The sequence below is a fragment of the Hyphomicrobiales bacterium genome (assembly GCA_030688605.1).
Taxonomy (GTDB): Bacteria; Pseudomonadota; Alphaproteobacteria; order Rhizobiales; family NORP267; genus JAUYJB01.
Genome location: JAUYJB010000100.1, coordinates 1 through 25,202, shown reverse-complemented (window position 1 = coordinate 25,202; position 25,202 = coordinate 1). Strand labels below are relative to the sequence as shown.

General features: G+C 59.2%; 20 protein-coding genes and 3 pseudogenes. 11 read left to right on the top strand and 12 right to left on the bottom strand.

Annotated elements, in window-relative coordinates:
- Nucleotides 1-44: 44 nt before the first annotated feature.
- Entirely contained in the window at nt 45-1,580 is a 1,536-nt protein-coding gene (locus Q8P46_10930; GenBank protein MDP2620667.1) for a lipopolysaccharide biosynthesis protein, read from the top strand.
- Nucleotides 1,581-2,064: 484 nt separating this feature from the next.
- Here Q8P46_10930 and Q8P46_10925 read toward each other — a convergent pair whose 3' ends face one another.
- Complete coding sequence (locus Q8P46_10925; GenBank protein MDP2620666.1) at nt 2,065-3,213, bottom strand: IS110 family transposase; 1,149 nt, start codon at nt 3,211-3,213, stop codon at nt 2,065-2,067.
- A 207-nt stretch (nt 3,214-3,420) separates the two neighbouring features.
- Between Q8P46_10925 and Q8P46_10920 the strand changes: the two genes are divergently transcribed.
- Nucleotides 3,421-4,443 carry an IS110 family transposase gene (locus Q8P46_10920; protein MDP2620665.1) on the top strand — a complete coding sequence of 341 codons (1,023 nt, stop codon included), beginning with the start codon at nt 3,421-3,423 and terminating at the stop codon, nt 4,441-4,443.
- Nucleotides 4,444-4,706: 263 nt separating this feature from the next.
- Here the strand turns inward: Q8P46_10920 and Q8P46_10915 are convergent.
- Nucleotides 4,707-5,204: pseudogene (locus Q8P46_10915) on the bottom strand (IS630 family transposase).
- 96 nt (nt 5,205-5,300) lie between these two features.
- Here Q8P46_10915 and Q8P46_10910 point away from each other — a divergent pair.
- Entirely contained in the window at nt 5,301-5,687 is a 387-nt protein-coding gene (locus Q8P46_10910) for an oligosaccharide flippase family protein (protein ID MDP2620664.1), read from the top strand.
- Here the strand turns inward: Q8P46_10910 and Q8P46_10905 are convergent.
- The 8 genes from Q8P46_10905 to Q8P46_10870 form a co-directional block, all read right to left on the bottom strand.
- Nucleotides 5,677-7,230, bottom strand: coding sequence for a GMC family oxidoreductase (locus Q8P46_10905; GenBank protein ID MDP2620663.1), 1,554 nt, complete (start codon nt 7,228-7,230; stop codon nt 5,677-5,679). The genes Q8P46_10910 and Q8P46_10905 overlap by 11 nt on opposite strands.
- Complete coding sequence (locus Q8P46_10900) at nt 7,227-8,483, bottom strand: oligosaccharide flippase family protein (protein MDP2620662.1); 1,257 nt, start codon at nt 8,481-8,483, stop codon at nt 7,227-7,229. Before Q8P46_10900 ends, Q8P46_10905 begins: the two co-directional genes overlap by 4 nt.
- A 29-nt stretch (nt 8,484-8,512) precedes the next feature.
- Nucleotides 8,513-9,337, bottom strand: a complete 825-nt coding sequence (locus Q8P46_10895) for an FkbM family methyltransferase (protein MDP2620661.1) — start codon at nt 9,335-9,337, stop codon at nt 8,513-8,515.
- Nucleotides 9,338-9,392: 55 nt separating this feature from the next.
- The gene (locus tag Q8P46_10890) at nt 9,393-10,028 is read right to left on the bottom strand and encodes a methyltransferase domain-containing protein (protein MDP2620660.1); all 636 of its coding nucleotides are present in this window, start codon (nt 10,026-10,028) and stop codon (nt 9,393-9,395) included.
- 96 nt (nt 10,029-10,124) lie between these two features.
- Nucleotides 10,125-11,399 (bottom strand): glycosyltransferase family 4 protein, encoded by a 1,275-nt coding sequence (locus tag Q8P46_10885; GenBank protein MDP2620659.1) that lies wholly within the window; start codon nt 11,397-11,399, stop codon nt 10,125-10,127.
- A 269-nt stretch (nt 11,400-11,668) separates the two neighbouring features.
- Entirely contained in the window at nt 11,669-12,397 is a 729-nt protein-coding gene (locus Q8P46_10880) for a hypothetical protein (GenBank protein ID MDP2620658.1), read from the bottom strand.
- Nucleotides 12,398-12,414: 17 nt separating this feature from the next.
- The gene (locus Q8P46_10875) at nt 12,415-14,343 is read right to left on the bottom strand and encodes a glycosyltransferase (GenBank protein ID MDP2620657.1); all 1,929 of its coding nucleotides are present in this window, start codon (nt 14,341-14,343) and stop codon (nt 12,415-12,417) included.
- Nucleotides 14,344-14,830: 487 nt separating this feature from the next.
- Nucleotides 14,831-15,241 (bottom strand): hypothetical protein, encoded by a 411-nt coding sequence (locus Q8P46_10870; protein MDP2620656.1) that lies wholly within the window; start codon nt 15,239-15,241, stop codon nt 14,831-14,833.
- A 437-nt stretch (nt 15,242-15,678) separates the two neighbouring features.
- Between Q8P46_10870 and Q8P46_10865 the strand changes: the two are divergent.
- From Q8P46_10865 to Q8P46_10835, 7 genes and pseudogenes are all read left to right on the top strand, one after another.
- Nucleotides 15,679-15,783 (top strand): annotated as a pseudogene (locus tag Q8P46_10865) (IS1595 family transposase).
- A 151-nt stretch (nt 15,784-15,934) separates the two neighbouring features.
- Complete coding sequence (locus Q8P46_10860; protein ID MDP2620655.1) at nt 15,935-16,522, top strand: polysaccharide biosynthesis/export family protein; 588 nt, start codon at nt 15,935-15,937, stop codon at nt 16,520-16,522.
- A 303-nt stretch (nt 16,523-16,825) separates the two neighbouring features.
- Entirely contained in the window at nt 16,826-17,251 is a 426-nt protein-coding gene (locus Q8P46_10855; GenBank protein MDP2620654.1) for a hypothetical protein, read from the top strand.
- A 153-nt stretch (nt 17,252-17,404) separates the two neighbouring features.
- Nucleotides 17,405-18,667, top strand: a complete 1,263-nt coding sequence (locus Q8P46_10850) for an outer membrane beta-barrel protein (protein ID MDP2620653.1) — start codon at nt 17,405-17,407, stop codon at nt 18,665-18,667.
- A 43-nt stretch (nt 18,668-18,710) separates the two neighbouring features.
- Entirely contained in the window at nt 18,711-20,930 is a 2,220-nt protein-coding gene (locus Q8P46_10845) for a polysaccharide biosynthesis tyrosine autokinase (protein MDP2620652.1), read from the top strand.
- Nucleotides 20,931-20,948: 18 nt separating this feature from the next.
- On the top strand, nt 20,949-21,683 hold the full coding sequence (locus tag Q8P46_10840; GenBank protein ID MDP2620651.1) for a hypothetical protein: 735 nt from the start codon (nt 20,949-20,951) through the stop codon (nt 21,681-21,683).
- A 176-nt stretch (nt 21,684-21,859) separates the two neighbouring features.
- Nucleotides 21,860-23,314: an O-antigen ligase family protein gene (locus Q8P46_10835; GenBank protein MDP2620650.1), complete on the top strand. Its 1,455-nt coding sequence runs from the start codon at nt 21,860-21,862 to the stop codon at nt 23,312-23,314.
- Here the strand turns inward: Q8P46_10835 and Q8P46_10830 are convergent.
- Entirely contained in the window at nt 23,300-23,806 is a 507-nt protein-coding gene (locus tag Q8P46_10830) for a transglutaminase-like cysteine peptidase (protein MDP2620649.1), read from the bottom strand. The genes Q8P46_10835 and Q8P46_10830 overlap by 15 nt on opposite strands.
- Before the next feature lie 522 nt (nt 23,807-24,328).
- On the opposite strand from Q8P46_10830, the gene Q8P46_10825 reads away from it, so the two are divergent.
- Entirely contained in the window at nt 24,329-25,048 is a 720-nt protein-coding gene (locus tag Q8P46_10825) for a metallophosphoesterase family protein (protein ID MDP2620648.1), read from the top strand.
- A gap of 15 nt (nt 25,049-25,063) precedes the next feature.
- Here the strand turns inward: Q8P46_10825 and Q8P46_10820 are convergent.
- Nucleotides 25,064-25,202 (bottom strand): annotated as a pseudogene (locus tag Q8P46_10820) (IS3 family transposase).

Genomic DNA, 25,202 nt, shown 5'->3' with positions numbered 1-25,202 from the left:
GCTCGACGGGCTTGCCGCCATTCGCCCCCAACCAACTCCACTCGATGACCGACCAAGCACCTTCTTCCTTGTCGGGCCCGAAAGACCGGCAGCCGGCAGGTTCCCTGACCCAACGAACTCTCACTGGCTTTTTATGGACGTTCTCAGGTGCGGGCGCCCAAATCGTATTGCGGATCGGCGTTCTGGCGATCCTCGCGCGGCTGCTGACGCCGGCCGACTTCGGCATTGTCGGCGCCGCCCTGATCGTCGTCGCCTTCACCGAAATATTCAGTCAGCTCGGCGTCGGACAAGCGATCGTTCAGAGATCCGACCTCACCGACAGGCACATCCGAACCGCCATGACATTCTCGGCATGCCTGGGTATTGGCATGGGCGCCCTGATCTTCGCCCTCTCGGATCAAATCGCCGCCCTGTTTCGCATCGACGGGGTGCAGCCGGTCATCGCCGTGCTCGCCCTCGCGTTTCCCATCAAAGGCGTCTCGCTCGTTGCAGAGGCCTTGCTGCAGCGCTGGATGCAGTTCAAGAAGCTCGCCGCCATCACGGTCGCTAGCTATGTCTTCGGTTACGCCGCCATCGCCATCAGCCTGGCGTCAACGGGCTGGGGGGTGAAGGCGCTCGTCTACGGCCATCTCGCCCAAATCTCGCTGATGGCGGCCGGCCACCTTTTTTACACACCCCAGCGCCTCGGCTTTGCTCTCGATTTCCCGGCGCTCAGACAATTGCTGAACTTTGGCGGGGGTCTTTCTCTGGCCCGCATCGGTAACTATATCGCCTTGAACGCGGACAACTTCATCGTTGCGCGCTGGCTCGGCGCCGACGCACTCGGGATCTATGGGCGTGCCTACCAGTTTCTGATGCAACCGACAAATTTGCTGGGAAGCACGGTGGACCGCGTCCTCTTCCCTGCCATGTCTTCGGTACAGAGCGACGAGCGTAGACTGGCTCATGCTTACACGCTTACCGTTGCTTTGACAGCCATGACGAGCCTGCCGCTGAGCGCTGTCCTGGTGGTGCTGGCTCCCGAACTCGTCAGGCTACTGTTGGGGAATCAATGGACGGACGTAACACTCCCCTTCCAGATCCTTGCCACCTGCCTCGTGTTTCGAGCGGGATACAAAGCCAATGCGCTTGTTGCGCGCGCAAAAGGTGCTGTCTACCGGAATGCTTGGCGCCAATGGGTGTATGCCGTCCTGGTGTCGGCAGGCGCATGGATCGGCCATTTCATGGGCCTCAACGGCGTCGCGCTGGGCGTTGCCGCCGCCATCGCGATACAATTCGCAATCATGCTGGAGTTCGGGCGCCGTCTAACTGACGTAGCATTTGGCGACTTGATCCTCATTTATCTCCGCCACCTGACGGTCGCTCTTTTGGTGGGGAGCGCGGTCCTCGCTGCGAAGACTGGGTTGCGCTCGTATCTAGTTTCCGACATCGAAATTCTATTGGTCGGCTTATTCGCTGCGGCATTCATGCTCGGAGTGATTGCGTTTTGCGCACCGCGCTTATTCGGTGATGAAGGCCAATGGGCGATCTTTCGTTTCAAAGAACGTTTGGCTATGCTCGAAGGCCGCCCCGCCCAATGACGCAAGTCGATCACCGCTGTGCCGAAAGAAAGCTCACAACCAATCTCTGAGACGCGCGATGCTCATCAGCTATCGGCATAAGTTCATTTTTCTGCACTGTCCCAAGACGGCGGGCAGGCGCGGCCGCGTGCCGCATCTCGCCCACAGCCGGGTGCGGCCGTTCTTCTGGCCGAGCCGGGCCTCGTCCTTACATGAGGGGTCCGCTGTCAACGGGTCTGTGGCATTCGCTTCTCCGATCTTGATTGACGGTGCTTCGGCACGTCGTTGGGTCCGGGGCCATCGAGTCTCGCAGCTACGGCTGCGTCACCTTACATGCGGTCGGGCCCGGAGCACGGTCCCGCACCAGAATGCCTCATGCACGAGGCGCAGCCCCGGCGAAACGCGACCAACCTGAAACGCGGCGGCGTTGTGCCACCAAAGACGAAAACGGTCGCGCTCCCCGTATCGCCGCCGGCGTATGCTACCGGGGGCATTTCCTGTCTGTCTATGCCGCGAGTGTCGTCTCCGCCCGGATCTCGGCGCCAGCCGGTACTACCCCCGTCTCTGCGTAGCGCCAGAGCGCGATCAACAGCTTGCGCGCCATGGCCACAATGGCGATCCGCCGTGTGCGCCCAGCCAACGTGCCGACGCGCTCGCGGAACCACTCTGCCAGCTCGCTGCCAGGCTGGTAGCGAAGCCAGAGCCATGCGAGCTGGATCATAGTCGTCCTTGCGCGCGGGTTTCCGGCCCGGCTAATGCGCCGACCGCGGTCCATGCCGCCGCTCTGGTAGGGCATTGGTGTGATGCCGACGTAGCTCGCGATCTGCCGGCGGTTGTCGAATGAACGATAGAATACCTCGCGCGTGAGCACGGCGGCGAAGTTCTTGCCAATACCCCGGATGCGACAGAGAGCGGCGATCTTGCGGCAGGCCTGATCCTGCGGCTTGGTCTCGGCCGCGAGGTCGCGCTCCGCCTCGACCTCCCGGATTAACTCCAAGGTCATGACAAGCCGTCGACGCAGGCGGTCCAATTCGGCCCGAAGATGGCGCGGAATCTCGCGTCCATCACCGGTGCGCAGGACAGCAAGATCGCGCCCCCATGAACGAAGAGAGGGCCTTTTCCGAATGCCCTGGGTGAACAGCAGCGCTTCAATACGGTTTTCGATGCGCAGCCTTTCCTGCACCAGTTTCTCGCGCTCTCGGTGTGTACGCTTGGCATCTTCCTCTTCCGGCGTCGGCACGCGTACCATGCTGCAGGCTTGGAGATCACCCCGGAGATAGGCCGCAAGCACGCGCAGCATGCCCTCCGCATCGAGCCGGTCCGTTTTGGCCCGTCGGGCGCGGCGGTTGACGAGAATGCTGGTGGGTTCAAGAACATGGCTGGCGACACCATGTGCCGTCAGCAGACGGTGCAGCCAGAAGCCATCACGTCCCGCCTCAAAGCAGCAGACGATGCCTATCGCCGCGCCGAGCCGGCGAGCAACACGGGCCCGCAGCGATGAGATCAGAGCCAACAAGGCGGCCGTGTCGCCGCCATCGATCCGATGCAAATGTGGCTTCTCCGACCCTGGCACGCGGGCGGCGACGAGCCACGTTGATGCACTGAGTTCGATAGCAAGGAGGATGGTAGGATTAACGGTGTCGATCGGTTGCATGGTGGCAGCTCCATCGCTTTGATTCGGGCTGCCAAAGTATCGGCTCAGCCCGTCCTCATAGCATCTGGAACCAGAGCTCGATCGGCGTGGTCTTGGGCAGATGGCCTATGTGCGCCGCAAGCGTGCGCGGGAAGTTTTATGGGATGGCCCGCCCTCTCCAAGGGAGCCAGGATGGCTCTGCCTATGACCCTAAGGAGGAGACGGACCATGACAATCGTGACGCTCGGATTGGACCTCGGCAAGAACTGGATTCACATGGTGGGCTTGGATGAGCCCGGACGGATCGTCCTGCGTCGTCGTATCAGGAGGGACCGACTTTTGGTGCAGACCGGCAATATGGCGGCGTGCCTGATCGGTATGGAAGCGTGCTGCGGTGCCCACCATCTGGGGCGGTTGCTGGAATCTCAGGGTCACACGGCGCGTCTCATGCCGCCGCAATATGTGAAGCCTTTCGTCAAGTCGAACAAGAACGACTACCGAGATGCCGAGGCCAGCGCCGAGGCGGTTCAGCGGCCGACCATGCGTTTCGTGCCGCTGAAGAGTGAGGCACAACTGGACCTCCAGACGATTCATCGTGTGCGCAGCCGGCTGGTGGGCCGTCGCACTGCGCTGATCAACCAGATCCGGGCGATCCTGCTCGAGCGCGGGATCACGGTTCCACAAAGGCGGCGGGTTTTGGAGACGCGACTTCCGGCGATCCTCGCCGACGAGCAGAGGGGGCTGTCGCCGCGCGTCCGCCACTTGATCGAAGACATGCGCGCGGAATGGTGTGAACTGGATAGACGAATAGATGTGTTCAACGCCGAGCTCACCGTCACCGCCAGGCGAGACGACGCCTGTCGTCGGCTCTGCGAGATCCCCGGCATCGGCGCGCTGAACGCGACGGCGCTGGTGGCCGCCGTGGGCAACGGGACCGCCTTCGACAAGGGTCGCGACATGGCGGCATGGCTGGGGCTCGTGCCGCGTCAGCATTCGACGGGAGGCAAGCAGCGCCTGCTCGGCATCAGCAAACGGGGAAACAAATACCTGCGCACCCTTCTGATCCACGGTGCTCGGGCCGTCTTGCCGTACCTGGCGCAGCGGCAAGATGCTCTTGGTTCCTGGCTGCGGACACTTCTTGCGCGTGCCCACCGCAACGTCGTCGTGGTGGCGCTGGCTAACAAGCTGGCCCGGATCGCCTGGGCGGTGCTCGCCGGCACGCACCGCTACGAAATGTCCGCCAGCGCCTGACCTCGAAGCTCGCACGAGAGGGGGAATGACGGCACGGAACAAATCTTGTCTGCGGGCATAATCGCAGCGATGGACGAACGGTCGAACCGGCGTCTTGGAAACCTGGTTTTAAAAATGGCCACCTGAGAGGCCGTAAGTTTTATGAGGACCGAGACGCGCGCATACCCATCGTGGCCAGGAGCCGTCAGCTCCGCAAACGGGCCGGATACATTGAGGCAGACCGCTTCAGGCCATCAAAGCGAAACTGCTTGCAGATCGGGGGCGGGCCATACATTTTTAAAAGCCTCAAGCACGCGCTCATCCTGGCGCGGATGCCGCGGCCGGCCGCTGATGTAGGAGAAGGCGAGCTGCGCCAGCAGATCGGAGATGGCGCGCTCGCTGTAGACGACGCCGAAGCGCTCTTCGATTACCCGCTTCAGATCGATCCGCCGCCAGCGCACGACACCATCGACCTTGGGGTCGGGGCCCGTCTCGACGATCTCGGCCAGCGCCTGCATCTGAGCCTCGGTCAACCGCCGACGACGGCCGGCGCCGGCGCGGTTCTTCAGGCCATCCAGCCCTTCGGCATTGAAGCGATGCGCCCAGTCGCGCAGCGTCTGGCGGTCCATGCCGCCAATCCTGGCCGCCTCGGCGCGGCTCATCCCGTCATAGACGGCGGCCAGCGCCAACAGCCGACGGGTCTGGCGGACATCCTGACTGCGCCTGGCCAGCGCACGAAGCTTGGCCGCGTCATAATCGTCTCGAAGCTGGATCGATGGCATGGCGAATCACCTCCGCCAGCCTTGAATCACACCAGCCCCCGAAACGAAATCCCTCGCGAGTCAGATTCATCTGCCGCTGGTATTACTCAATTGACCGTGCGGGGCCTTGCCTGGTCGGGCTCGGCACTGACGGCGCAAGTCGTGCTCAACATCGTCTCGGTGTCGATTCTGGCGCGAATCCTGACGCCGCACGATTACGGCGTCATCGCAGGGGCGTTCGTCGTGGTCGCGTTCGGAACAATGCTTTCGGGGCTCGGCCTCGGCCCCACGCTGATCCAGCGCCGTGAGATCGGGCCTGAGCATGTTGCAACCGCGACCACCCTTTCCCTCGCGATATCCGTGTTGCTCGGCGGCGCGCGAGACGGTGCGGAAAAAATTCAGTATCGACGAGGTGGCGGAGCGGCATATCGAGGTTTATCGAGAGTTGGTCGCAGATCAGCCGCAATCAACGTGAGTTCCTACGCTCTCAGCCTCACAGCTTAGACCTCAAATGCTCTGCCAGCCTGAGCGATAGGGCGACGATCGTCAGAACCGGATTGGCATAGCCATAGGTCGTGAAAACCGATGGACCAGCAATGAAAAGATTGTCGCTCCCGTGGACACGACAATTTGCGTCGACAACGCTGTGTTTTGGACCACTCCCCATTCGCGTCGTGCCCATGAAATGCGAATGAATGCCAGTGATCGGCCACTCGTTCGTGCTAGCGAGGTTGCGATAGCTGACCCAGCCTATGTTGTGTCTGCGCGCGACCACGTCCAGCGCCTTGAGGAACTGCAGCACGGAGGACCGGTCGTCCTCCGTGAAGCGCCAGGAAATGTCAGCCTTCGAAATGCCCCGGCTGTCCCTTACCTTCGACAGCGTCACACGGTTATTAGGATTTGGATATTGGTCGAGGAAGCCGCGCAAAACAAAGGTTGCTGCACGGGGCTGAAGCCCGGAAAGACGGCTGACAGTCTCGAAGGCCACCAGACCCAGCCGCGGCAGCACGCCACGAAGGAGAGCGTTCCGATCGACTAGAGGCGAATTGACGGCAGCCGAGCCTTTAATTTTCTCGAAAAGACGGGCCGCTCGGTACTCAAACAGCGGCGAAAGCTGGATATAATGGTTGAGCAGTGCTCGCTCCTTCTGTGTCAAGGCGTTGAACCCCAAGCCAGCACGCACGGAGAGCTCGCCGAACTTCCGATCCGTGAAGAGCGGGTGATCGAGCTTCACAGGTCTTGTCAAAGCCAGAGAGGCCAAGTCCGCCTTTGGATGGGTGGAAAAGTAGCGCCCGACAACATCGAAATCGTTTCCGATGCCGCCGGACCGCATGTAGTTCGAACTGAGCAGAATACGCGGCGTTTCAATGCCACCTGCAGCCAGAACAAAATACTCCGCACCTATCTTCAGCGTGCTGCCATCTGGCCGCACTACGACAGCGTATTTTATCTTCCGGCAGTCCTCGGCCTCGCGCAGCTCGGCCACCGGCGCGTCGAGCACAATGCGAAGCTTCCGCGACCGCGTTACAGCACCGTGCAGATGCTCGCTCGCCTTGAATGGATTTGGCGCCCAAAAAAAACTCTTGGTGTCGAGTTGCCCGTCGGCAAGGGCCGCGCCGACGCCAGCGGGATGTTCCGGCGCTTCGATAGCCGGCCGCTCGCCGGTAACGCCGAGGAGCGAGAATGCCTGTTCGTAGTGAGCGGCTAGCTCATCTTGAGAGATGGGCCAGCCTGAGCCTGGAACCCAAGATTTCTTTGCGAAATCGATCGGCTCAAGTGGCGCCATGCGCCCCGCCCAAAGATTGGTCGAACCTCCCAATTGCCGGACGCCACCAAACGGCAAATCGGCTGTGTCGGATGTGTCCAGCGATCCAATGGACTTGGCTGCAGACTGGCCAGCTTCCGCGGGACCAGCCTCCAGCACGAGAACGGCGTGCCCGGCCTCCACCAAATCCGTAGCGACGATGGTGCCCGCCGGACCGGAGCCGATGACGCAGACATAAGTGGAAAGCGTATCGGCGGCGATGTCCGCGCTCGAAGCAATCATTGCGCGCCCACACCTTCCACTTCCTTTGAACAACTATCGACTAGAGCATGGAACTTGCGCAGAGAAATGTGAACCATGACAACCGTCGCCAACCGATAAAGGAATGTCGCCGCAATCGCCCCCATTATTCCAAAAATGGGTACGAGTATTGCGGACGCCAAAATTCGGATAATATTCGTGCCAATGGTGACATCCCGAACGCTGCGCGCATCCAAACGGGAAATGATGTAGGTGTATTTCATGGTCGCCGCCTGGCCAATGACTAGCGTTCCCAAGAAAAGCTGGCAGTATAGAACAGCATTGCCGTATTCCGCCGTGAAAGCAAGCGGAATGAGCCAAGGAACAACCCCGATGGCAAGCAGAACGATGCCAAACGAGGCGCCCAAGCTTAGCCGATTGATCTTCCGGTTCATATCGGAGGTAAACCCGGATTTGCGTGAAAACCTCGGTACCAACACCGTCCGGGCGGACTGAAGGTAATTTTTGATCAATTCTGGAATGCGCTCCGCTATGGCGTAAACAGCGAGCGCTTCTGGCGAAAGGAGATAAAACAAGAGCAGTTTGTCAAAATGATTGCCGATAGTATTAACTGCCAAGGAAAATGATGTCTTCACGCCATAGGGAATAGCTCCTTTCTCAACAGGCGATTCGAGGGGCAGCCTGCGGAGAATGGACATGGATAGCCAGCCATTCTGCATGGCCAGAACCGCGTTCGTAATCAGAACGACAAGAATAAAATTCGGATCGATCAAAAGCACCGCAGCACTGGCCCCAAGATAAGAGGCAGAAAAGCCCATGCCTTGATAGATCGCATTAAGGCGGAATTGTTCCTTCCCGGCCTGATAAGATGTCCAATGCGTCAAACCCTGTGCAAACGGAAAAAGCGCGGCAGCGATCAAAAAGGCGGGCGGAAGAAGCTCCCGACCGGAGAGCCATTGCTGCACGCCAAGGCTAGCTAGCCCGGCGCTCCCAAGAAGGCTTGACAGCAGAACGACCCGTATGCTCTTACGATATGTGCCGTCAAAGCCCCGCCCTACGGATTGGGTAACGGCATTCCGCATGCCAGGCAGAGTGAATATGCCGCTGGCGCCGATCACAGCCACTACGAACTGATACTGGCCGAACTCGCCCTTTGAGAGAACTCGGACGAGAACCATAATCAACACGAGCGAGAGCGCCTGACGCAAGGCAGTCAGGCACAAGACCCAACCACCTTTGATGATCAGGGAGCGATATTTCTCTACGAACTGCATTCATCCGTGCTTTCGGTGTTGCTCTCGGCTTAATCTTCTGAGTGAAGGGCAAGAAGATTGTTTCCCACCATCCTGCGATCAAACACAAAAGGAAGGAGGCGAAACATGCCCGATCTTAAGAGTGGTTCGTATAGGGAATAACCTACTCCAAACAATATTTGCTTGAAGTCCTCATCCTTGACGCCGAGTGCCGATAAACGCTTCTGGTCGTGCTCGAACAGGATGGCGGGATGGTGTTTTGAAATGACTTCCTGAGCACCACGAAATACGTTTATTTCGAAACCCTCCACATCGATCTTAAGGAAATCAACGGAAGGGAGGTTCGTCGCGCGGGCGTAGTTGTCTAAGGTGTCGACGCGAACAGGTGCTCTCTCGAAAGCGGCAGCACCCATAGACTCCACATTGTTGTTACGCACAAACGTGCTGGTGCCGCCTCGAAACTCCCCCTTCTTGACTTGAAACATTTCCATTTCGCCACGGAGATCGCCAAGCGCGAAGTTGTTGACAATGATGTTCCGAGCGCCATTGAGGCTCTTGTTTTGTAATAATCGCTTGCGGATGTGGTTTACAGGTTCGAAAGCATGGATTGCTCCTTCAAACCCTGCTATTCGTGACATCACCATGGAATAGACGCCGATGTTTGCCCCGATGTCAAAGCAATTGCTCCCAGGACGCACGATCGCTTTCATGACCGCAAAATTCTGCGCATCATAATTTTTGCTGTTGCAAATCAGCTCGTGTTCAATTTTGTTATCACGGCGGCAGATTATGGCCGCATTGTTGAAGGTTACGATTTGGCTCGACCGTTCATATTTTTGACCCGCGGAAGATTGGAAAAATCTCTTTATTCTCATTGTATCGATCCTACTGCCTCAAGAAACTGCAGGAAAGTTGTATTTGTTCCCCAGCTCATTTGACTACCACCGCTTGAATATTTGACGGCAGCATAGAATCTGTCAGGCTGCGTTCGTCCTGGTATTGCCGCGTGTCGTATTGGCGCACGACAAAGAAATCGAGAAAGCGAATGGCGTGAAAGAGCAGTTCGATGAAGGGGCGGGCCAGGGGAAAGATGTCGCATTGCAGGTGAATGCGCTGGATCAGGATACCGATGGTCTCGAATGGCTGGCTCGCCCCGCGCAGCATTTGGAAATGCGACCAGTCTCTGAACAGCAATTTGAACCCATAGGGCGTAAAATGAAAGAAATTATCAGGGCATTCATGGAACGAGAATACTGCGCTGGCCGAGATGATAAGCCGCCCGCCCGGCTTAAGGATACGATGCATGTCTGCGATCAAGCGCTCGGGGTCGGGGATGTGCTCAAGAAGCCCAGTGCAGAGAACCACATTGTAGCTTTCGGCCTCGATTTTGCTCAAATCGAGATAGTAGAGGTCAACATGCATGTCGGCGGGCACGTCCTTGCGCTTCGTAACCGCAAAGCCATTGGGGAAGAAGGGTTTGTAATCAACGTCTTCCGAATGAATAACAAGCGTCGGTTCCTCGGTCGCATATTCCCGGCAAAGCCTGACCAAATTCTTCGTGGTCACCTTTCGCTTGGTAAATGAGAAGCGGTAGAGCCTTCTGCGGATTCGCTGGGCCAGAGGACGGCGTGTCGGGGGGGAAACGGCTTCACACATGTGCTATCATTCTCCATTATCGGAGTCGCATCGTTCGGAATCATTTGCCTCGCCTCGTTGGTGCGCAGCCACGTGAGTGTGTTCTTGGATGGCATCTAGAATTAGCTTGGCACGCCTGTCCCAAGTGTACCTCGCCTCAAACTCCCAACGCGCTGTCTCGCCGAGCCGGTTTAGCAAGTCAGCATCCCGCCGCAGCCGGTCGAGCGCCGCCGCCCAATCGGCAGGTGCCTCCGGCGCGCACAATACAGCATTCTCCTCGTCTCTCAGAACCTCTCCAAGCACTGCTAAGTCCGAGGCGACAATCGCTTTTCCATGCGCCATATACTCGAAGATCTTAAGCGGCGACATCCACTCGGCAAGGTTCTGCTCACCGCCCCCAACCCCTTTGACGACCCGAAGATAAGGGGCCAGCACGACATCCATTGCGGCCAGGTAGGAGGGGGTCGCGGCGTGGGGCACATGGCCATGAAACGCCACATTGCTCGCGCTCCTCAAGGTGGCCGTCCAGTGCTCCACATCCGGCGGGTTGCCGCCGACGATGTGAAAGGTTGCCCAAGGGCAGCGCGGCGCCAGCGCGGCGAGAATCTCCATGCCCTTGCCGGGATAGAGCTGGCCGACATATCCGACTTTGAAATCTCCACGGAGCGGCAGGGTCGCCACGTCTCCTCTCACCGCGTCGGCCCCGTCATGGGCGACGAGAATCCGGCTCGCGACTTCCGGCATGTTGCGCTCATAGTCCCGCCGCAGACGGTCGCTGATCACAACGAGCAGGCGGAGCGCCCGCCCCCGCGCCAGCCGCCGCAACCGCCGGGCCACAACAGGCCGATAGGCCGAAACAGGCATGTGCAACTCCAGAACGAACGGCCTGCCAAGTGCGGCCGCCGCCGCGCCCACTGAAATCGAGCGCGTATAGACCATCCCGTGCGGGCCCAGGCCAGCGCTCAACACCGCTGACGCGCCGTACCAGAGTGTGCGACCAGGCACCCTCATCACCGGCAGCGCCTTGGCGGCGAAGCGCAGGTGACGCTTGAGCCCGTAGGCTTCGGCGATCAGGTCGTAGCGATCCGCGCCTGCATTCCCGTCGCGCGGCACGATGAGCGTCGTGTCCGCTCCCGCCGCCTGAAACGCCTGGCACATCTTCGCGACCTGCACTCCATTGGCGGCAAGGCTCGGCACGGGAGCGTCATGGATATAGAGAAGCTTCAGCTTCCGGCTACTATTCTGAATACCGTTGGCCGGGTGCTGTCCGCTCTGACCGTCGTATACCGAAGATTCACTCACTGGCAGACACACTTGTCTGCGGCAACTGAAATCGCGACCTATGCCGACGAGTGAGCCTGTGGAGCAGCCGACCGAGTTCAAAACAGACGGCCGAGGGACTAGTCACGATAGGAATCCAGACCTTCTCAAACAGTGTCAGACGGTGCCGCCATGAATTGTCGTATGAAATACGAACAACCTTCACGTTGCGCATCCGGTTTCCGCCAAGATTATGAGCAAGTTCGAGCCGCCGCGCCCAAACGAATTGACGAGAATCGCCTTGCTCGGCGTCAATGCTGCGTCCCCTCATCATTATCCTCCGCTAACCGGCGCAGCAGGACCACCGCCGAGGTGCGGGGCCCGAAAAGCCGCGCATATTTCTCATAACGCGTCTTGAAACGCGCAGGGTCGGAAATGAGCAGATAGGGGAGTTTGACGATATCGCCGGCAAGGGCCCGAGCGAACTCGCCGGCGGCGTAACCGTTTACAAACTCGCTGAACCCAGTCCGGTCTGAAACGATGTTCTGGGCCAGCACTTGAAAGTCGGGAAAGATGCGCCGCATGAGCTCGATCCCCGGCCGATAGAGCGTTGGTGCGGGATCCGGTGGGTTCCTGTGGAAAGAAGGCCGGACGATCAGGAGAAAGCCCTCAGGCTCGATGATCCTGGCACACGCCTTGGCAAACTCGGCGAGATCGCTCAAGCGCTCGGGCAGATGCGGACTTAAGATAAGCCTTGGGCGCAGTTTCTTGAGTTCGGTCTGGAAGCTTTCATCAAGCATGTCTCCTACAAGGTCGACACCATCCGCCTTTCTCGTTTCGACATAAACGACACGCACCCCGCGCGCGCGCAGGGGCGCAAACAGGCGCTGATCGACAAACGGCTCATCTGCGGCAGGCTGATTGACCGCAGATGAGCCGACATAAAGGCAGGGGTCGATCGCCTCAGCCGTGAGAAGGCTTAAGACCGTCTCGATACGCTTTGCCTCGTTGACACGCATGCCGCTTACGGCCGCAGTCATGAGAATTTCAACTCCTTTCAGCCATAGATTTTTTCAATCCGGCGCACCATTTCGACCGCCTGCCACTCCGATAGATCGATCCTGTCATTGTAGCGGGCAAGGCGCCCCCGTTTGCTTGCGTTCAAGGCGAGTTCCTCAAACCGCATTCTGAAGGCGGCAAAATCATCCGCAGCGACGATGTGGCCATTGCCGCCTTCCCGCACCACCATGTCGATGCCGGGAAGATCCGTTGCAAGGATCGGCTTGCCGGCCGCCGCATATTGCACGACCGTGCGCGGCAATCCCTCGCGAGATGAGGCGAATAAGCAGATGTCGCAGGCGGCGAGGAACTGTTCAGGATCCTTGCGGAATCCCAAGAAATGAACCTGACGCTCAAGGCCCAGTTCTACGACCAGATCCTTCAGCGCCAGAAGCTCCGGTCCGTCACCGGCGAGCGCAAGATGGATATGGGTGTTTTCCATCAGCACCGGCGCCACGGCCTTGATCAGCTTACGATGGCGCTTGCGCTTTTCAAACGCCGCCATGTGGCCTGCGATGACCGCCCCTTCGCCGATCCGCCGGCGCAATTCGACAAGGTCGGGCGCCGGCTCAGCCTGGCTGAAGCAGTCAAGGTCCATGCCGCTTAACACCACGAAATGCTTATCTCTGGCGCCGATCCCGTGCTCAAGGCAAAGGTCGCGCATCATCGGGCTGACGCTGATGAAGGCAGACGTGTAGCGGGCGGCAAGCCTCTCAAGCACCGTATAGACGAGCCGCACCATCGGTGAAGCTGCAAGAAAGGCAAGGATGTGAACCCCGTGCACCACATGGGCCTCCGGCACCGCCAAGCTTGCAAGCCGGCCCAGGATGCCCGCCTTGCTGGTGTGGGTGTGCACCACGTAAGGCCTAATCTCCCTGAACAGGCGCACAAGCGCCATCAGGGCCGCCGCATCGCGCAAAGGCGAGATATTGCGGATGAGAGTGGGAAGGCAGATCCGTTCGACCTCAGGCTCGAGCATTTCGAGCATCCGCTCGCTGAAATCCCGCCCGTGGATCAGCCAGACCTCGTTGCCGGAAAGCGCCTGGTGGTTGCAGGTCAAGGCCGTGTTCTCGTCCGCCCCGCCATCGATGAACCTGGTGATGACATGAAGGATCCTGCGTCCCAACATCGCCGACTGTACTCCGTCTCCAGGGGCTGAGACGCTCGCCTCACTCTCTTTGAAGGATGAACCGTTCGTTGCCGTCCCGCCATTGCCGTTCGTGGCAATGTCAGCTGCTTTTCTTCCTGTTCCCGGCTCAACGAAGCTTAAGGCGGTTGCTTCAGGACCGACCGGTTTCAGCGTATTCGATCGCCCGAAAATGATCAGACGGAAAATCCTTCCTGCCTCGAGCAACGCTTCGACGCAGCGACGACAATCGAAAAACGAAACCCTTTGATCCGGCCTGATGGCGACCAACATCAGCGCCAGGGCCGCTGCGACACCAGTCCCGTTTGCGGCAAGATGGCTCAAGGAGCCTGTGCGTCCGGGAACGAAGAGTTGAAACAATTCGACGCTACAGGAGACAGAAAGAATGAAGGCGGCAGAAAGCAGAGGACGTTCGACAAGCAGGACCGTCAGCACCATCGCCAGTGCAAAGACGGCCGCATGGATAAGCTTATTGTCGCCGATTTCCGGGGGAGGTGCGAGGTGAGGCACCAAAGATACTGCAAGTAAGCCGGAAATTTGAAACGCGATGAGGCTGAGCCGGACCTTGCGAGCCCATCTGCTTCGCAATGACCAACTCGCCCCGGCATGACCATCCCCCAATTCTGGAGCACCGTGCCGACTCGGCCCTCCACGTTGTACGCCATCTGCAGGGATCCGATTGCTTCGGGCCGCATCCGGCTTGATGAGAACTGCGAGACGCATGGCTAGACCTTTGATATTGTTCAATTCTTTTCGATTGCTCTGATCATCCTCTTTCAATCCTGTCCGGTGATTGGCTTAGAGCAGTACGCAAGATCGGCTTGATCCTTGTACTTGCCTAACCGTGTTTATGATGGCCGACCGAGGGACACCGCCGCATCGGACACCGCGTTTCTCAGCAAACCCGCTTCAGTCGGCGGGCGCGCAGTTGCTTTGTCGGTCGCCACATTTTCGCAACTAATGACGAGATGAATCCAAGGATGCAGTAGAATGCGAATCGGCATTCCAATCAACGGAATTAAGAGGTTTGCTGACAGATCGGGGCAAAATTCCCGCAACCTGTATCCGTTCTGCCACAGCCGCGCCCTGCTCCCCGCCGGGCCGGGCCAGGGATGCCCGCGCGCTTACGGCGGGCATCGGCGTTTGGGCCGATGCCCACCCTGCCCGTTGCTTGCTCTTATCGGCCCCGCGCCGCGATCGCCGCGGCGACCGGGCCTCAGTGCGAACCGAGAAAGCGATGATAGTCGTCCATCGGCATGAACATCGCTTAGCCGTACGCGGTCTGCCCCATCACCCGGCCGTCCGCCATTTGCCGATACGCGAAACGGCCGACCGTTCCGGACGCCCTCGGGTCCGGAATGGGAAGCGGCAGCGCCGAAAACCGATCCGGGTACGCTCTCGGGTCCAGCCTCTCGATGTTCGCGCTCGGAAGCGGCATCGGGAGAGTGGCCACAACGCCCTTGCCCGGGATCTCGATCGGGGTGGCCAACGTCCGACCCTTGCCCGGTATCTCGATTGGCGTGGCCGACGTCCGACCCTTGCCCGGTATCTCGATCGGCGTCGCTTCGACGGATCCGCCCGGCTTGATCACGGGTTGGCTCGATTGGCCGATCGCCGGGGAAGCGAACGCGACCGCGAGAAGGGCGCCGCTCAAGGCAGTGTGCGAATACCTCATCATCTCACCCTCCACCCTCAAGCCCCCCCGCAGACCGATGTCCCTAACGCGATCGCCGGCAAACCGCATTGACGAAGGTCAGTTTAGGGGGATCGCCTGTTGCCGCGCCGGGCCGAGCCGGCTCGCGCCGCCGGCGAGACATTGAACGGCCGTCAGCCGACCGCGGCAAGCCGCCGCGCCAGGCTTTCCTCGGGCCAATAGTCGCTACGCCGGTAGTATTCCGGTACCGCCGGGACGTCCGGCGGCAGCACGACCCAGGGCTGCTTGGAGCGCGTGCAGATGTGGATGTCGGGCGGCAGAAGGTCGGAATCGTCGAGCGTGCCGACGCGAACGAGGGAAAAGCCTTATCGCTATGGCTCCAGCGCCGCAAGATATGGGGTGACGCGGGGCGGTGGTTGATGTAGAACATAAGGGGAACATTGACCCTGCCGGAGGCTGCCATGACCGACTTTCCGCGCTCGCTGTTCGACTTCCAGCGCCGCTTTCCAGACGATGCGTGTTGCGCCGCCTATCTGGCCGAAGCGCGTTGGCCCGTGGGCTTCGTGAGGTGGTCCCACTTCATTGGATTTCCACGGACGCACCGTCAATGCGAGGCGATTAGCATCAAGCGCGACCTTGACTTCGCATGCGCGTACTTCATTTTGGTGACAATCAGGTCGACAGCGGATACTCCGTGTAATGATTTCAAGATCGACAATGGTCGCACGCTGGCCTCGAATGCTCGTGTCGGTAAATTGCATCATTCTGGCCGGGTTCTTGCTTCTTGCCTGCCAGGGGCCGGCACCGACGATCGATCCGCCGCGCCAGTCAGCCCCCTTCACCCAGTCCGAATATCAGTTGGGGCCGGGCGACAAGATCCGCATCATCACCTTTGGCGAGGAGGACCTTTCCGGTGAATTCGAGCTCGACGGCACAGGCGTTTTTTCCTTGCCCTTGGTCGGACAAATCAATGCGCAGGGGCTTACCCTTCGGGAACTTGAAACCCGGATCACCGACAGACTGAAAGACGGCTATCTCAGGGATCCGCGGGTCAGCGTCGAGGTATTGAATTATCGACCCTATTATATTCATGGGGAAGTGAAGGATGCTGGCGAATACCCCTTCCGCAATGGTTTGACCGTCGAAAATGCGGTCGCCACAGCCGGCGGTTATACTTATCGGGCGATCACATCTTATGTCTATATCCGCCATGCCGGCGAGAGCCAGGAACGCCGCTACGATTTGAGCCAGCCTGTCCCGGTCTTGCCGGGCGATAATATCCGGGTGGCGGAGCGGTTTTTCTAACAGGCCTCGGCGGCAAGGACGCCGGAACGCCTGTTGACCAAGGCTTGCAATTTGTCTTTGCCGGCTGGAAAAAAAACATATAATCTATTCAATTGTGTAATGGTGTGTCTGCACAAATAGCGTGAGGCGCTGTAAAACTAATCAAGGGATTAAAGCCAAAACCTTCGCTCGGGTAGAAGGACGCTTGGGGAAATGAAACCAGCTTTCAACAGGTTATGCGCTGCGCTCGGGCTTTGCGCGGCGATCTGGGGGGCGGGATTCGGTCTTGCCATCGCGCAAGGGACGGAACCCCCTGAAGCTCAATTGATCAAACCGCAAGACGTCGTTGAGCCTCAGCCGCTTACCTGTGAACTGTTGGCGCTCGAATATGCCGATGGCGGCGTTGCGCTTGCCGAGAAGGTCCGATTGCTGGTTGTGGCCGAACCGGGTCTTGTCGACGACATTCTTGCGCTGATCGGTTGCGCCACGCCGGATCAGATCGCGGCCATCGGCGCAGGCCTGGGGCAAGCGGCCGCCATCCTCAACGAGACCGATCCTCAGGCGGCCGAAGCCATCGCCGTGTTGGTCGCGAGCCTCGGCAATGAGGCCGTTCAGACGGCCTTCGTCTCAGGGCTCGGCGATGCCACCGCTGCGATCGGTGACGAGATTACAGGAGCGAACCCCACAGCCCTGTTCGTTCAGTCGAGCGGCAGCTCGATCGGCGGCGGTTCGGCGGTCAGCGAGAACTAACGCATGGGGGGTTTCAGGATCCGCATTGCTTGAAGGATGAGTTCCATCATCGATTGACACGAAAAAGGGAAGAAGAATTTCGATCGACGGGTTTGATCGAAGCTCGAACGATCGTTCGTTTCAAGACTTTCCCAAAGTCAAAGGGAAACAGGGGTGGCACGCAATTTGTCCAACAGCTTGTTTTGGATCGTTGGCGCAGTTGCGCTGCTGACGATCCAATATGCGGCTGCCCAACAGTCCGCCTTCAAGAGCGATGTGGAGGCAAATGCGGTCGGCAATCGGTCGCGGCCGGAATATGATCCCATTGGCGGCCGGGTCGGCAGCTTCTTCATCTACCCCTCACTGACCGAGAGCCTGCTGTTTGACGACAATGTCTATGCGACGAACACCGGCGAGGTCTCCGACACGATCCTAAGATCCCGGGCTCGCCTGGCGATCCGATCGGACATGCCACGACATGCGCTCAATTTCGATTTTGCCGTCGACAATTTCACCTATTTCGACAATAGCGGCGAAAACCGCACCGACGTGGAGGCAGGCTCGAACGGGCGTATCGATATCGACCACTCCTTGAATCTCGCCGGATCGGCACGGGCCGGCTGGCTGCATGAGGAGCGGGGTTCTGCCGACTCGCCGGGGGCGGCAGCAGAGCCTGTTTCCTATTCACGCTTTGAAGGGTCGATTTCCCTCAACAAGCAGTTCAGCCGGCTCGGCCTGTCAGTCGGTGGCGCGGTACAGAGCCTGGATTATTCCGATGTTGCCGCCGTCGGTGGCGGAACCATCGATCAGGATTTCCGCGACGGAGAGGTCTTTACGGCCTTGGTCAAGGCGGCCTACGAATTCTCGCAAGGCTACAGAGCCTTTGCTCAAGTCGAAGGCAATAAGAGGGATTTTCGCAACAATAAGGACTCAACCGGAATCGAGCTGCGCGGCGGCATCGAGTTTGAGATCTCCCGCCTCGTCTTGGGCGAAGTGTCGGCCGGTTATCTGCATCAGGACTATGATACGCCCGGTCTTGCCGATGTTGACGGCGCCGCCTTCCGCGGTGCCTTATTGTGGAATCCAACGCCTTTGGCCACCGTGGCGCTCAGCGCCGAGCGGCGGGTTTCGGAGACCACCGTGGCCGGAGCGTCGGGCCGGCTTGAGACCGTTTTGGATGGCAAGGTCGACTATGAGGTCCTGCGCAACCTTATCCTGTCGTCCTCGATCCGCCATGGAATCGGCGAATATGGGGGGACGGGACGGCGCGATCAGACATTGACCGCTGGCCTTGCCCTGGAATACTTGATTAATCGATATTTGGCGGCAACGGCGTTTGTCGAACATCGGCGCCGAGATTCGAATGTCGCCGGTCTGGATTATGAATCGAATCGCATCGGCGGTTCTTTACGATTGCAGATGTTCGGCTTCGAATAGGCCGATTGGGCCCTCGAGTGTGCTGCGTGATAGGGCGCAAGGGATGAACCGCGAGCTTATTGATATCGATACCACGATCGTCGATCTGCGCGAGCTCATTCGCATGGTCTGGCGCCGCTGGCAGGTCATCGCCGGCACCGTCGGCGTGGGCGTCGGAGCAGCCCTTTTCTATCTTGTCACGGCAACGCCGCTTTACACCGCGTCGACGACCATACTCATCGAGCCGCGCAAGCAAAATATCTTGGATGCGGAGGCCGTGGTCTCCGGCTTTAGCACCGATACGGCCGCCATCGAGAGCGAAGTGGAGCTGATCAAATCCTCTTCCATGGCAAAGCGCGTCATCGCCAAGCTGGATCTCGACAGGGATCCGGAGTTTGGCGGCAGACCAACCCCGTCGCGCTCCTTGTTCTCAACCATCGCCAGCTGGTTGGGCCTCTCGGACGCCGAAGCTGAGGCGTCTGCCAAGGAGCAGAAAGTGCCGGAAGAGGTCCTCAACGGCGTGGTCGGATCCTTTTCCGGCCATCTCGATGTCACGCGCATCGGCGCCACCTATGTGCTGGAGGTGAGTTTCACCTCCCGCCGGCCGGACAAGGCGGCGCGAATCGCAAACCAGATTGCCGATTCCTATTTGGTCGACCAGCTGGAGGCAAAATACGACGCCACCAAGCGCGCGACCCAATGGCTGAATGATCGCCTTGCCAGCATCAGGGCCGAGGTTCAGCAATCGGAAAAGCTGGTTGGCCTCTACAAGGCCAAACACGGGCTGCAAAGCACCGCCGGCCAGACGCTCGACGAACGCCAGATGGCCTCCCTCAACGAGCAGCTCATCCTCGCCCGGGCGGACACGGCAGGAAAGCTCGCACGATACGAACATGTGGAAAAGCTCATCAAGGCGGGAAAGAGCAAGGCTGAGCTTGCTGCCGTGCTGCAATCGGAGGTGATTTCCAATCTGCGGGCCCAGCAATCGGAAGTCGGCCGGCAATTGGCGGAGCTGACCACACGTTACGGCGGCAAGCATCCCAAGGTCGTCAATATGCGCGCCGAATATAACGATATCAGCCGGCAGATTTCGACCGAAGTGGGCCGCATCGTCGCAGATCTGAAAAATGAATACGAGGTGGCGCTTACGCGCGAAAGGTCGCTGCAAGAAAGCCTCAACGAAATCAAGCGCCAAAATGACGCCTCCAATCAGGCCGCCATCAAGCTCGACGAACTGGAACGTGACGCGGAAGCAAACAGGACGCTCTATGAATCCTTCCTTACCCGTTTCAAACAGACGTCCGAACAAGAGACGCTGAAAACAACCGATGTGCGCATCATCACCGCGGCTGTACCTCCGAGCAAGCCAAGCTACCCGAAAAAGAAGCTCACCTTGACGCTCGCCCTTGCGGGTTTTTCAGCGCTTGGTTTGGGACTTGCATTCCTGCTCGAGTATCTCGACAACAGCTTCAAGACCGGGGAACAAATCGAAGAGGTGCTCAGGATCCCGCATTTGACCATGGTGCCCCTGTTGGCAAAATCCGACACGGTCAATGAAAGCGGCGGTCCATTAGGTATCCAGCGCTACGTCGTCGAGCGCCCCTTGTCATCCTACACGGAGGCGATCCGCGCCTTGAAAGTGGGCATACAAATTTCCAATGTCGACAGCCCGCCAAGAAGCATACTCGTCACCTCGGCGCTTCCGAATGAAGGCAAGACCACCATTGCCGCAAACCTTGCCTATCATGCCGCCAGCACCGGATTGAACGTGCTGTTGATCGATGCGGATTTACGGCACCCGTCGCTGAGCACCCATCTTGCCCGGGGCAAGGGCGAGGATGGCGGGCTGGTTGAACTGTTGGCCCGGCAGGCGACGGAAACAGACGTCATTCGTCGCGATCTTGGGGCCAGGATCGACGTCCTACCCACTTCGCAAAGACTGCAAGATTCCGCCGAAATCCTCGGATCCCAACGCATGAAGGATTTGGTCAGACGCACCGGCCAAGCCTATGATCTGGTCATCCTGGACAGTTCGCCCATTTCCCCGGTCGTCGACGCGCGCATCCTGTCGACAGCAGTCGACAGCATCGTGCTCGTCGTCGAATGGGACAAGACGCCCCGCGAGGCAGTCCAGGCGGCGATCAAGTCCATGGGATTGGACAAACGGAAACTGGCCGGCGTCGTGCTCAACAAGGTCAACATGAAGAGAATGGCGAATTACAGCCATTATATGGGGAAATATTTCCATCAACAGTACCCATATTATTACGGGACCGACGGCTGATCGCCTTAGTCAGCTGCAATGCCCATGACGAGCCGACCTTATCAACGCTCTCAACTGCTTTCCTGGGCTTTGGTTTTCGTTTTCGGTCTTTTGCTTGCCGCCATGGCACTGCCGCGCCTGGCGGCGGAAGTTTTTCTCTTGCGTTCGGCTCAAACCGTCGACGTGCTGACAAATGCATCCGGCAAACCATCGCGTCAGGACCTGGACCGGGCGGCCAAAGACCTTGACTGGGCGCGCCGATTTTCCCCGACCAACCCCATCATCGCCAATCAACGTGCCACGATCGATCTTGCCCTTTACGACTCTGAACGAGGAAGGACGGGGCTTGACGGCGCATTCTCCTTTCTCGAACAGGCCGAAGAAGAGATTGGCTCTGCGCTTCATCTCTCATCGGGCAATGCCAATCTCTGGTACCTGCTTGCCGAGACGGGCGCCCGATTGAGCGGCCCCAACCGGCAAGTGCTCCAATCTCTGCAGCTTTCCTATCTGGCAGGCCCGCGCGAGGGATGGGTCGCGCGCAGACGCCTTGGCCTCGCCCTGCGGCTGTGGCCATTGCTGTCCGCAAACACGCAGAACATGGTGCGCCGAGAGATCGCTACCCTTTGGTCGCTCCCCGCCTATCGGACCGACCTCGCAAGGATTTATCTCGGCAGCCAGAAGCCCGGAGCCGAAGCCCTACTCGAAGCAATCGCCGAGAGGGGCGGAAGGGACCGGTTCCTCAGGCTCATTGATCAGTCGGGAAACAAGAGTTAGCTACCGCGCGCGAAATGGTGTTTCCGGATGCTTGTCACCGAAATGGCAATATGATGTGGTTCAGTCCGTTTGATTTAGATCGTTCCGGGAAGAGCGGCGATCCTCTCGAGACCTATGCATCTGCCACTTAACAGGGTTAAATACGTTTGTTTCGGGTCGAGAGGGTCGCGCCAAGCATGCAATATCGTGATCGATCGCCCGGCCGTCACAGCGTCGTTCTCCTCTACTTGTTCATTGCCCTGGTGGCGCTCGCACCGTTGCCTTTGGGCGGCAACAATCCAATGGCTTGGACGATTAATGCCCTTGTCGCCGGTCTGTTGTCGATGGGCTTTGCGATTGAGAATATGCGCCACCGTCACCCGCCCAAGGTGCCGTTGCGCTGGCTTTGGTTTCCGGCGTTCCTGTATGTCGGGGTTTGCCTGTGGGCGCTGATCCAGTCCCTCTCGATCAGCCCTGACGCGCTGCATCATCCCCTCTGGTCCTTGGCCGCGGACGCCATGGGTCACGATGTTGAAGGGGCGATTTCCGTCAATCCTTACGTCACCCGAACGGCTCTGCTCCGCCTCATGACGTATGGTGCCGTGTTCTGGCTGGCCTTGCAGCTAGGTCGCGAACGGCAGAAGGCAGATCTGATTTTGAACAGCCTCGCCTTCGCCATTACCGCTTACGCGATCTACGGGCTTGTACTCTGGTCCGCCGGATCTCGGACCATCCTCTGGTACGACAAGTGGGCCTATCAATCGGTCCTGACGGCCACCTTCATCAATCGCAACAGTTTTGCGACCTATGCGGGGATGGGCTCAATCGGCTTGCTCGGACTGTTCCTCTGGTCGCTTCGAAACGCACTTCGAAGCCATCCGGACGATCTGGTCAAGCGCCGCGTCGCCCGGCTTGTTCGCTCAATTTCGGGCATGGCCGGGCTTTATCTGTTGGCATTGGCGGTGACCTTAACGGCGCTTTTCCTGACCAGCTCACGGGCCGGCTTTGCCGCGACCATGCTGGCGCTTGCCATGCTGCTGATCCTCACCTTGATGCATGGACGCATCGGGGCAATCGGCACTGTGATCGCGCTTGCAGCATGCCTTGCCGTCTTCATCTTTCTGTTCAATCTGACCGGCGAAGGGCTGGTGGAGCGATTGAGCGGGATCGAAGCCAGCGCCGAACAGCGCGTGAATGTCTATGCCCGCACCTTCCAGGCGATCGTCGATTCCCCCTGGCTTGGAACCGGGTATGGCACCTTCGAGAATATATTTCCGATCTATCGCGACGAGACGATTTCGGCCTGGGGTGTGTGGGACCTGGCGCACAATAGCTATCTTGAGAACATGCTGGAGCTCGGCGTGCCGGCAGCGTTTGCTCTGTTTGTCGCCATCGGCTCTTGCGCCTGGTTGTGCCTGCGCGGAGCCTCAAGCCGTCTCAGGGCGGTTCATTTCCCTCTGATCGGATTTGCCGCTTCGCTCTTGGTCGCGCTTCATTCGCTGGTGGATTTCAGCCTTCAGATGCCCGGCGTCGCCATCACCTTTGCGGCATTGCTCGGGCTGGGCGTCGCCCAATCCTGGAGCAGCCGTGCGCAACCGGGACGCCCTGCGAACCATGTCGCAAACAAGCGCCGGGCGCTACCCGCCGGTTAGCCGGACCCATTTGCTCGGATCGTCTTGTGACTGGCGCTTTACCCAGCGATAGGGAACGTCTTGCCAAGCCGTGACCTGCGGGCGCAAATTGTCGAGCACGAAATCGCCCTTGTCGGTGCGCGCGATGAGAACGGCGTGCGGCTCGCCCGCGCTGGTCTTCGCCACGGTCATCAGCACGGCGTGCGCGGACCATCCGAGACGGATTAAGGCATCGCGCTTGCGAATCGCAAAATCCTCGCAATCGCCATAGCGCCCGGAGACCGACCAGACATCCAGACCGGCATGGCTCGCCCCGTCCGACCGGGCGATGAGGGATCGATTCACACGGCGATTGACGCTGGTAAGCTCCGCCCATCTTTTTGAAGTGAGCCTTACCGGCGGGTGGCGCGCCGCCTGCCGCGGGCTTCGATTCAACGTGGCACGCGGCGGCCTCGCCTTTTGTTGCCTCTTGGATGCGCGCTCCAGATAGGCCTTGGCTTGCTTGGAACTCATTCTCGAGCCGCTGGAACCGCATTGGGAGGGATGCTTCATGCACAGGACAATGTGCCCCAAAGGGGCCATGGTCCTGCCGCCTTCCGCCATCGATCTTCCTGCGGCGGCACTTGCCGTACCCTGCAAGCGGCCGGCGTTCGGCGAGGTAGCGACGGTGAGCAATACGGTAGCCAGAAACGCAAATATGGCAGGTCCGAGCCTGACGCGGGACATGGTGACACTCCCTTTCGCAGGCTCGTAGACCTAAAACGCAGGCCTTAATTCCTGTTGAATTGCGTAACTAAATTACAAATATTGGTCGCCCTCCCGTTTTGTTTTTTTCTTCATTATTATTATTATTTCTTTTTTTCTGCTGACCCTTCCTTAAGCATAACGGCCGCTAATAACGATCATGGGTTCAGCCGGCTGGCGGCTGTTGAGATCGGTTTGGAATGGGTCACACAAGCCCCCATGTCAGGTCCGACAGGCCCCTGAACGTCCGAGGCAACGAAACAGCTAACCGAGGAGGGCTCAGATCAGGCGATGAATGGAGACAGATCCCACGTGCCTGAAGGGCTTCGCATCTATGCCATCGGAGACATTCACGGCAGGCTCGACCTGTTGACCGACATGCATGAGAGGATCGTTGCTGACGCCGCAACGGCCGGCGACAAGCAGTTCATTCAGGTCTTTCTCGGCGACTATGTGGATCGTGGTCCGAACGCCAAGGGCGTCATTGATTGGTTGCTGAGCCCCGCTGCTACCGATTGGAAGCGGATTTGCCTCAAGGGTAACCACGAGGCCATCTTGCTTGACTTTCTGAAGGACCCCGAAGTCCTGAAGATCTGGCGGCAATATGGCGGCCTGGAGACGCTGCATTCCTACGGTGTAAAGCTTGGCAGCCTGCGCAGCGAGGATGCGCCGCAAGCGCTCCTGCTTGACTTTGTATCGAGTTTGCCAGCGGCGCATTTCTCGTTCCTGTCGAGTCTGCCGTTATCGGTCACGTTCGGCGATTATTTCTTCACCCATGCGGGGGTACACCCAGGCAGGTCATTGGATGACCAGAGGGATGAGGACCTGTTGTGGATTCGCGACGCGTTTCTCGACAGCACGGCCGATTTCGGCAAGATCGTCGTGCACGGCCATTCGCCGAAGGAGCAGCCAGAGCTGCTCCCCAACCGCATCAACATCGACACCGGCGCATACCTCACCGGCCGCCTCACATGCCTAGTGCTCGAGGGTGCCGAACGCCGTTTCTTGTGACCAACGGACGGGAATCCGCCGCATCAGCGCCAGGTTCTCAGGGCTCTCGCCCTTCGGCGCGTAGTAGAGCGACGAGCGGCCGATCGACAGAACCTTGCATTGACGGCTCAAGCTCAGACCAGGGTGGCCGCGCACGACCATCGCCTTGCGCTCC

Excerpts from the sequence above, each read along its gene's own strand:
- Q8P46_10930 (MDP2620667.1), top strand. The coding sequence starts at position 45 with ATGACCGACCAAGCACCTTCTTCCTTGTCGGGCCCGAAAGACCGGCAG.
- Q8P46_10925 (MDP2620666.1), bottom strand. The coding sequence starts at position 3,213 with ATGCAACCGATCGACACCGTTAATCCTACCATCCTCCTTGCTATCGAA.
- Q8P46_10920 (MDP2620665.1), top strand. The coding sequence starts at position 3,421 with ATGACAATCGTGACGCTCGGATTGGACCTCGGCAAGAACTGGATTCAC.
- Q8P46_10905 (MDP2620663.1), bottom strand. The coding sequence starts at position 7,230 with ATGATTGCTTCGAGCGCGGACATCGCCGCCGATACGCTTTCCACTTAT.
- Q8P46_10900 (MDP2620662.1), bottom strand. The coding sequence starts at position 8,483 with ATGCAGTTCGTAGAGAAATATCGCTCCCTGATCATCAAAGGTGGTTGG.
- Q8P46_10895 (MDP2620661.1), bottom strand. The coding sequence starts at position 9,337 with ATGAGAATAAAGAGATTTTTCCAATCTTCCGCGGGTCAAAAATATGAA.
- Q8P46_10880 (MDP2620658.1), bottom strand. The coding sequence starts at position 12,397 with ATGACTGCGGCCGTAAGCGGCATGCGTGTCAACGAGGCAAAGCGTATC.
- Q8P46_10870 (MDP2620656.1), bottom strand. The coding sequence starts at position 15,241 with ATGATGAGGTATTCGCACACTGCCTTGAGCGGCGCCCTTCTCGCGGTC.
- Q8P46_10860 (MDP2620655.1), top strand. The coding sequence starts at position 15,935 with ATGGTCGCACGCTGGCCTCGAATGCTCGTGTCGGTAAATTGCATCATT.
- Q8P46_10845 (MDP2620652.1), top strand. The coding sequence starts at position 18,711 with ATGAACCGCGAGCTTATTGATATCGATACCACGATCGTCGATCTGCGC.
- Q8P46_10840 (MDP2620651.1), top strand. The coding sequence starts at position 20,949 with ATGCCCATGACGAGCCGACCTTATCAACGCTCTCAACTGCTTTCCTGG.
- Q8P46_10835 (MDP2620650.1), top strand. The coding sequence starts at position 21,860 with ATGCAATATCGTGATCGATCGCCCGGCCGTCACAGCGTCGTTCTCCTC.
- Q8P46_10830 (MDP2620649.1), bottom strand. The coding sequence starts at position 23,806 with ATGAGTTCCAAGCAAGCCAAGGCCTATCTGGAGCGCGCATCCAAGAGG.
- Q8P46_10825 (MDP2620648.1), top strand. The coding sequence starts at position 24,329 with ATGAATGGAGACAGATCCCACGTGCCTGAAGGGCTTCGCATCTATGCC.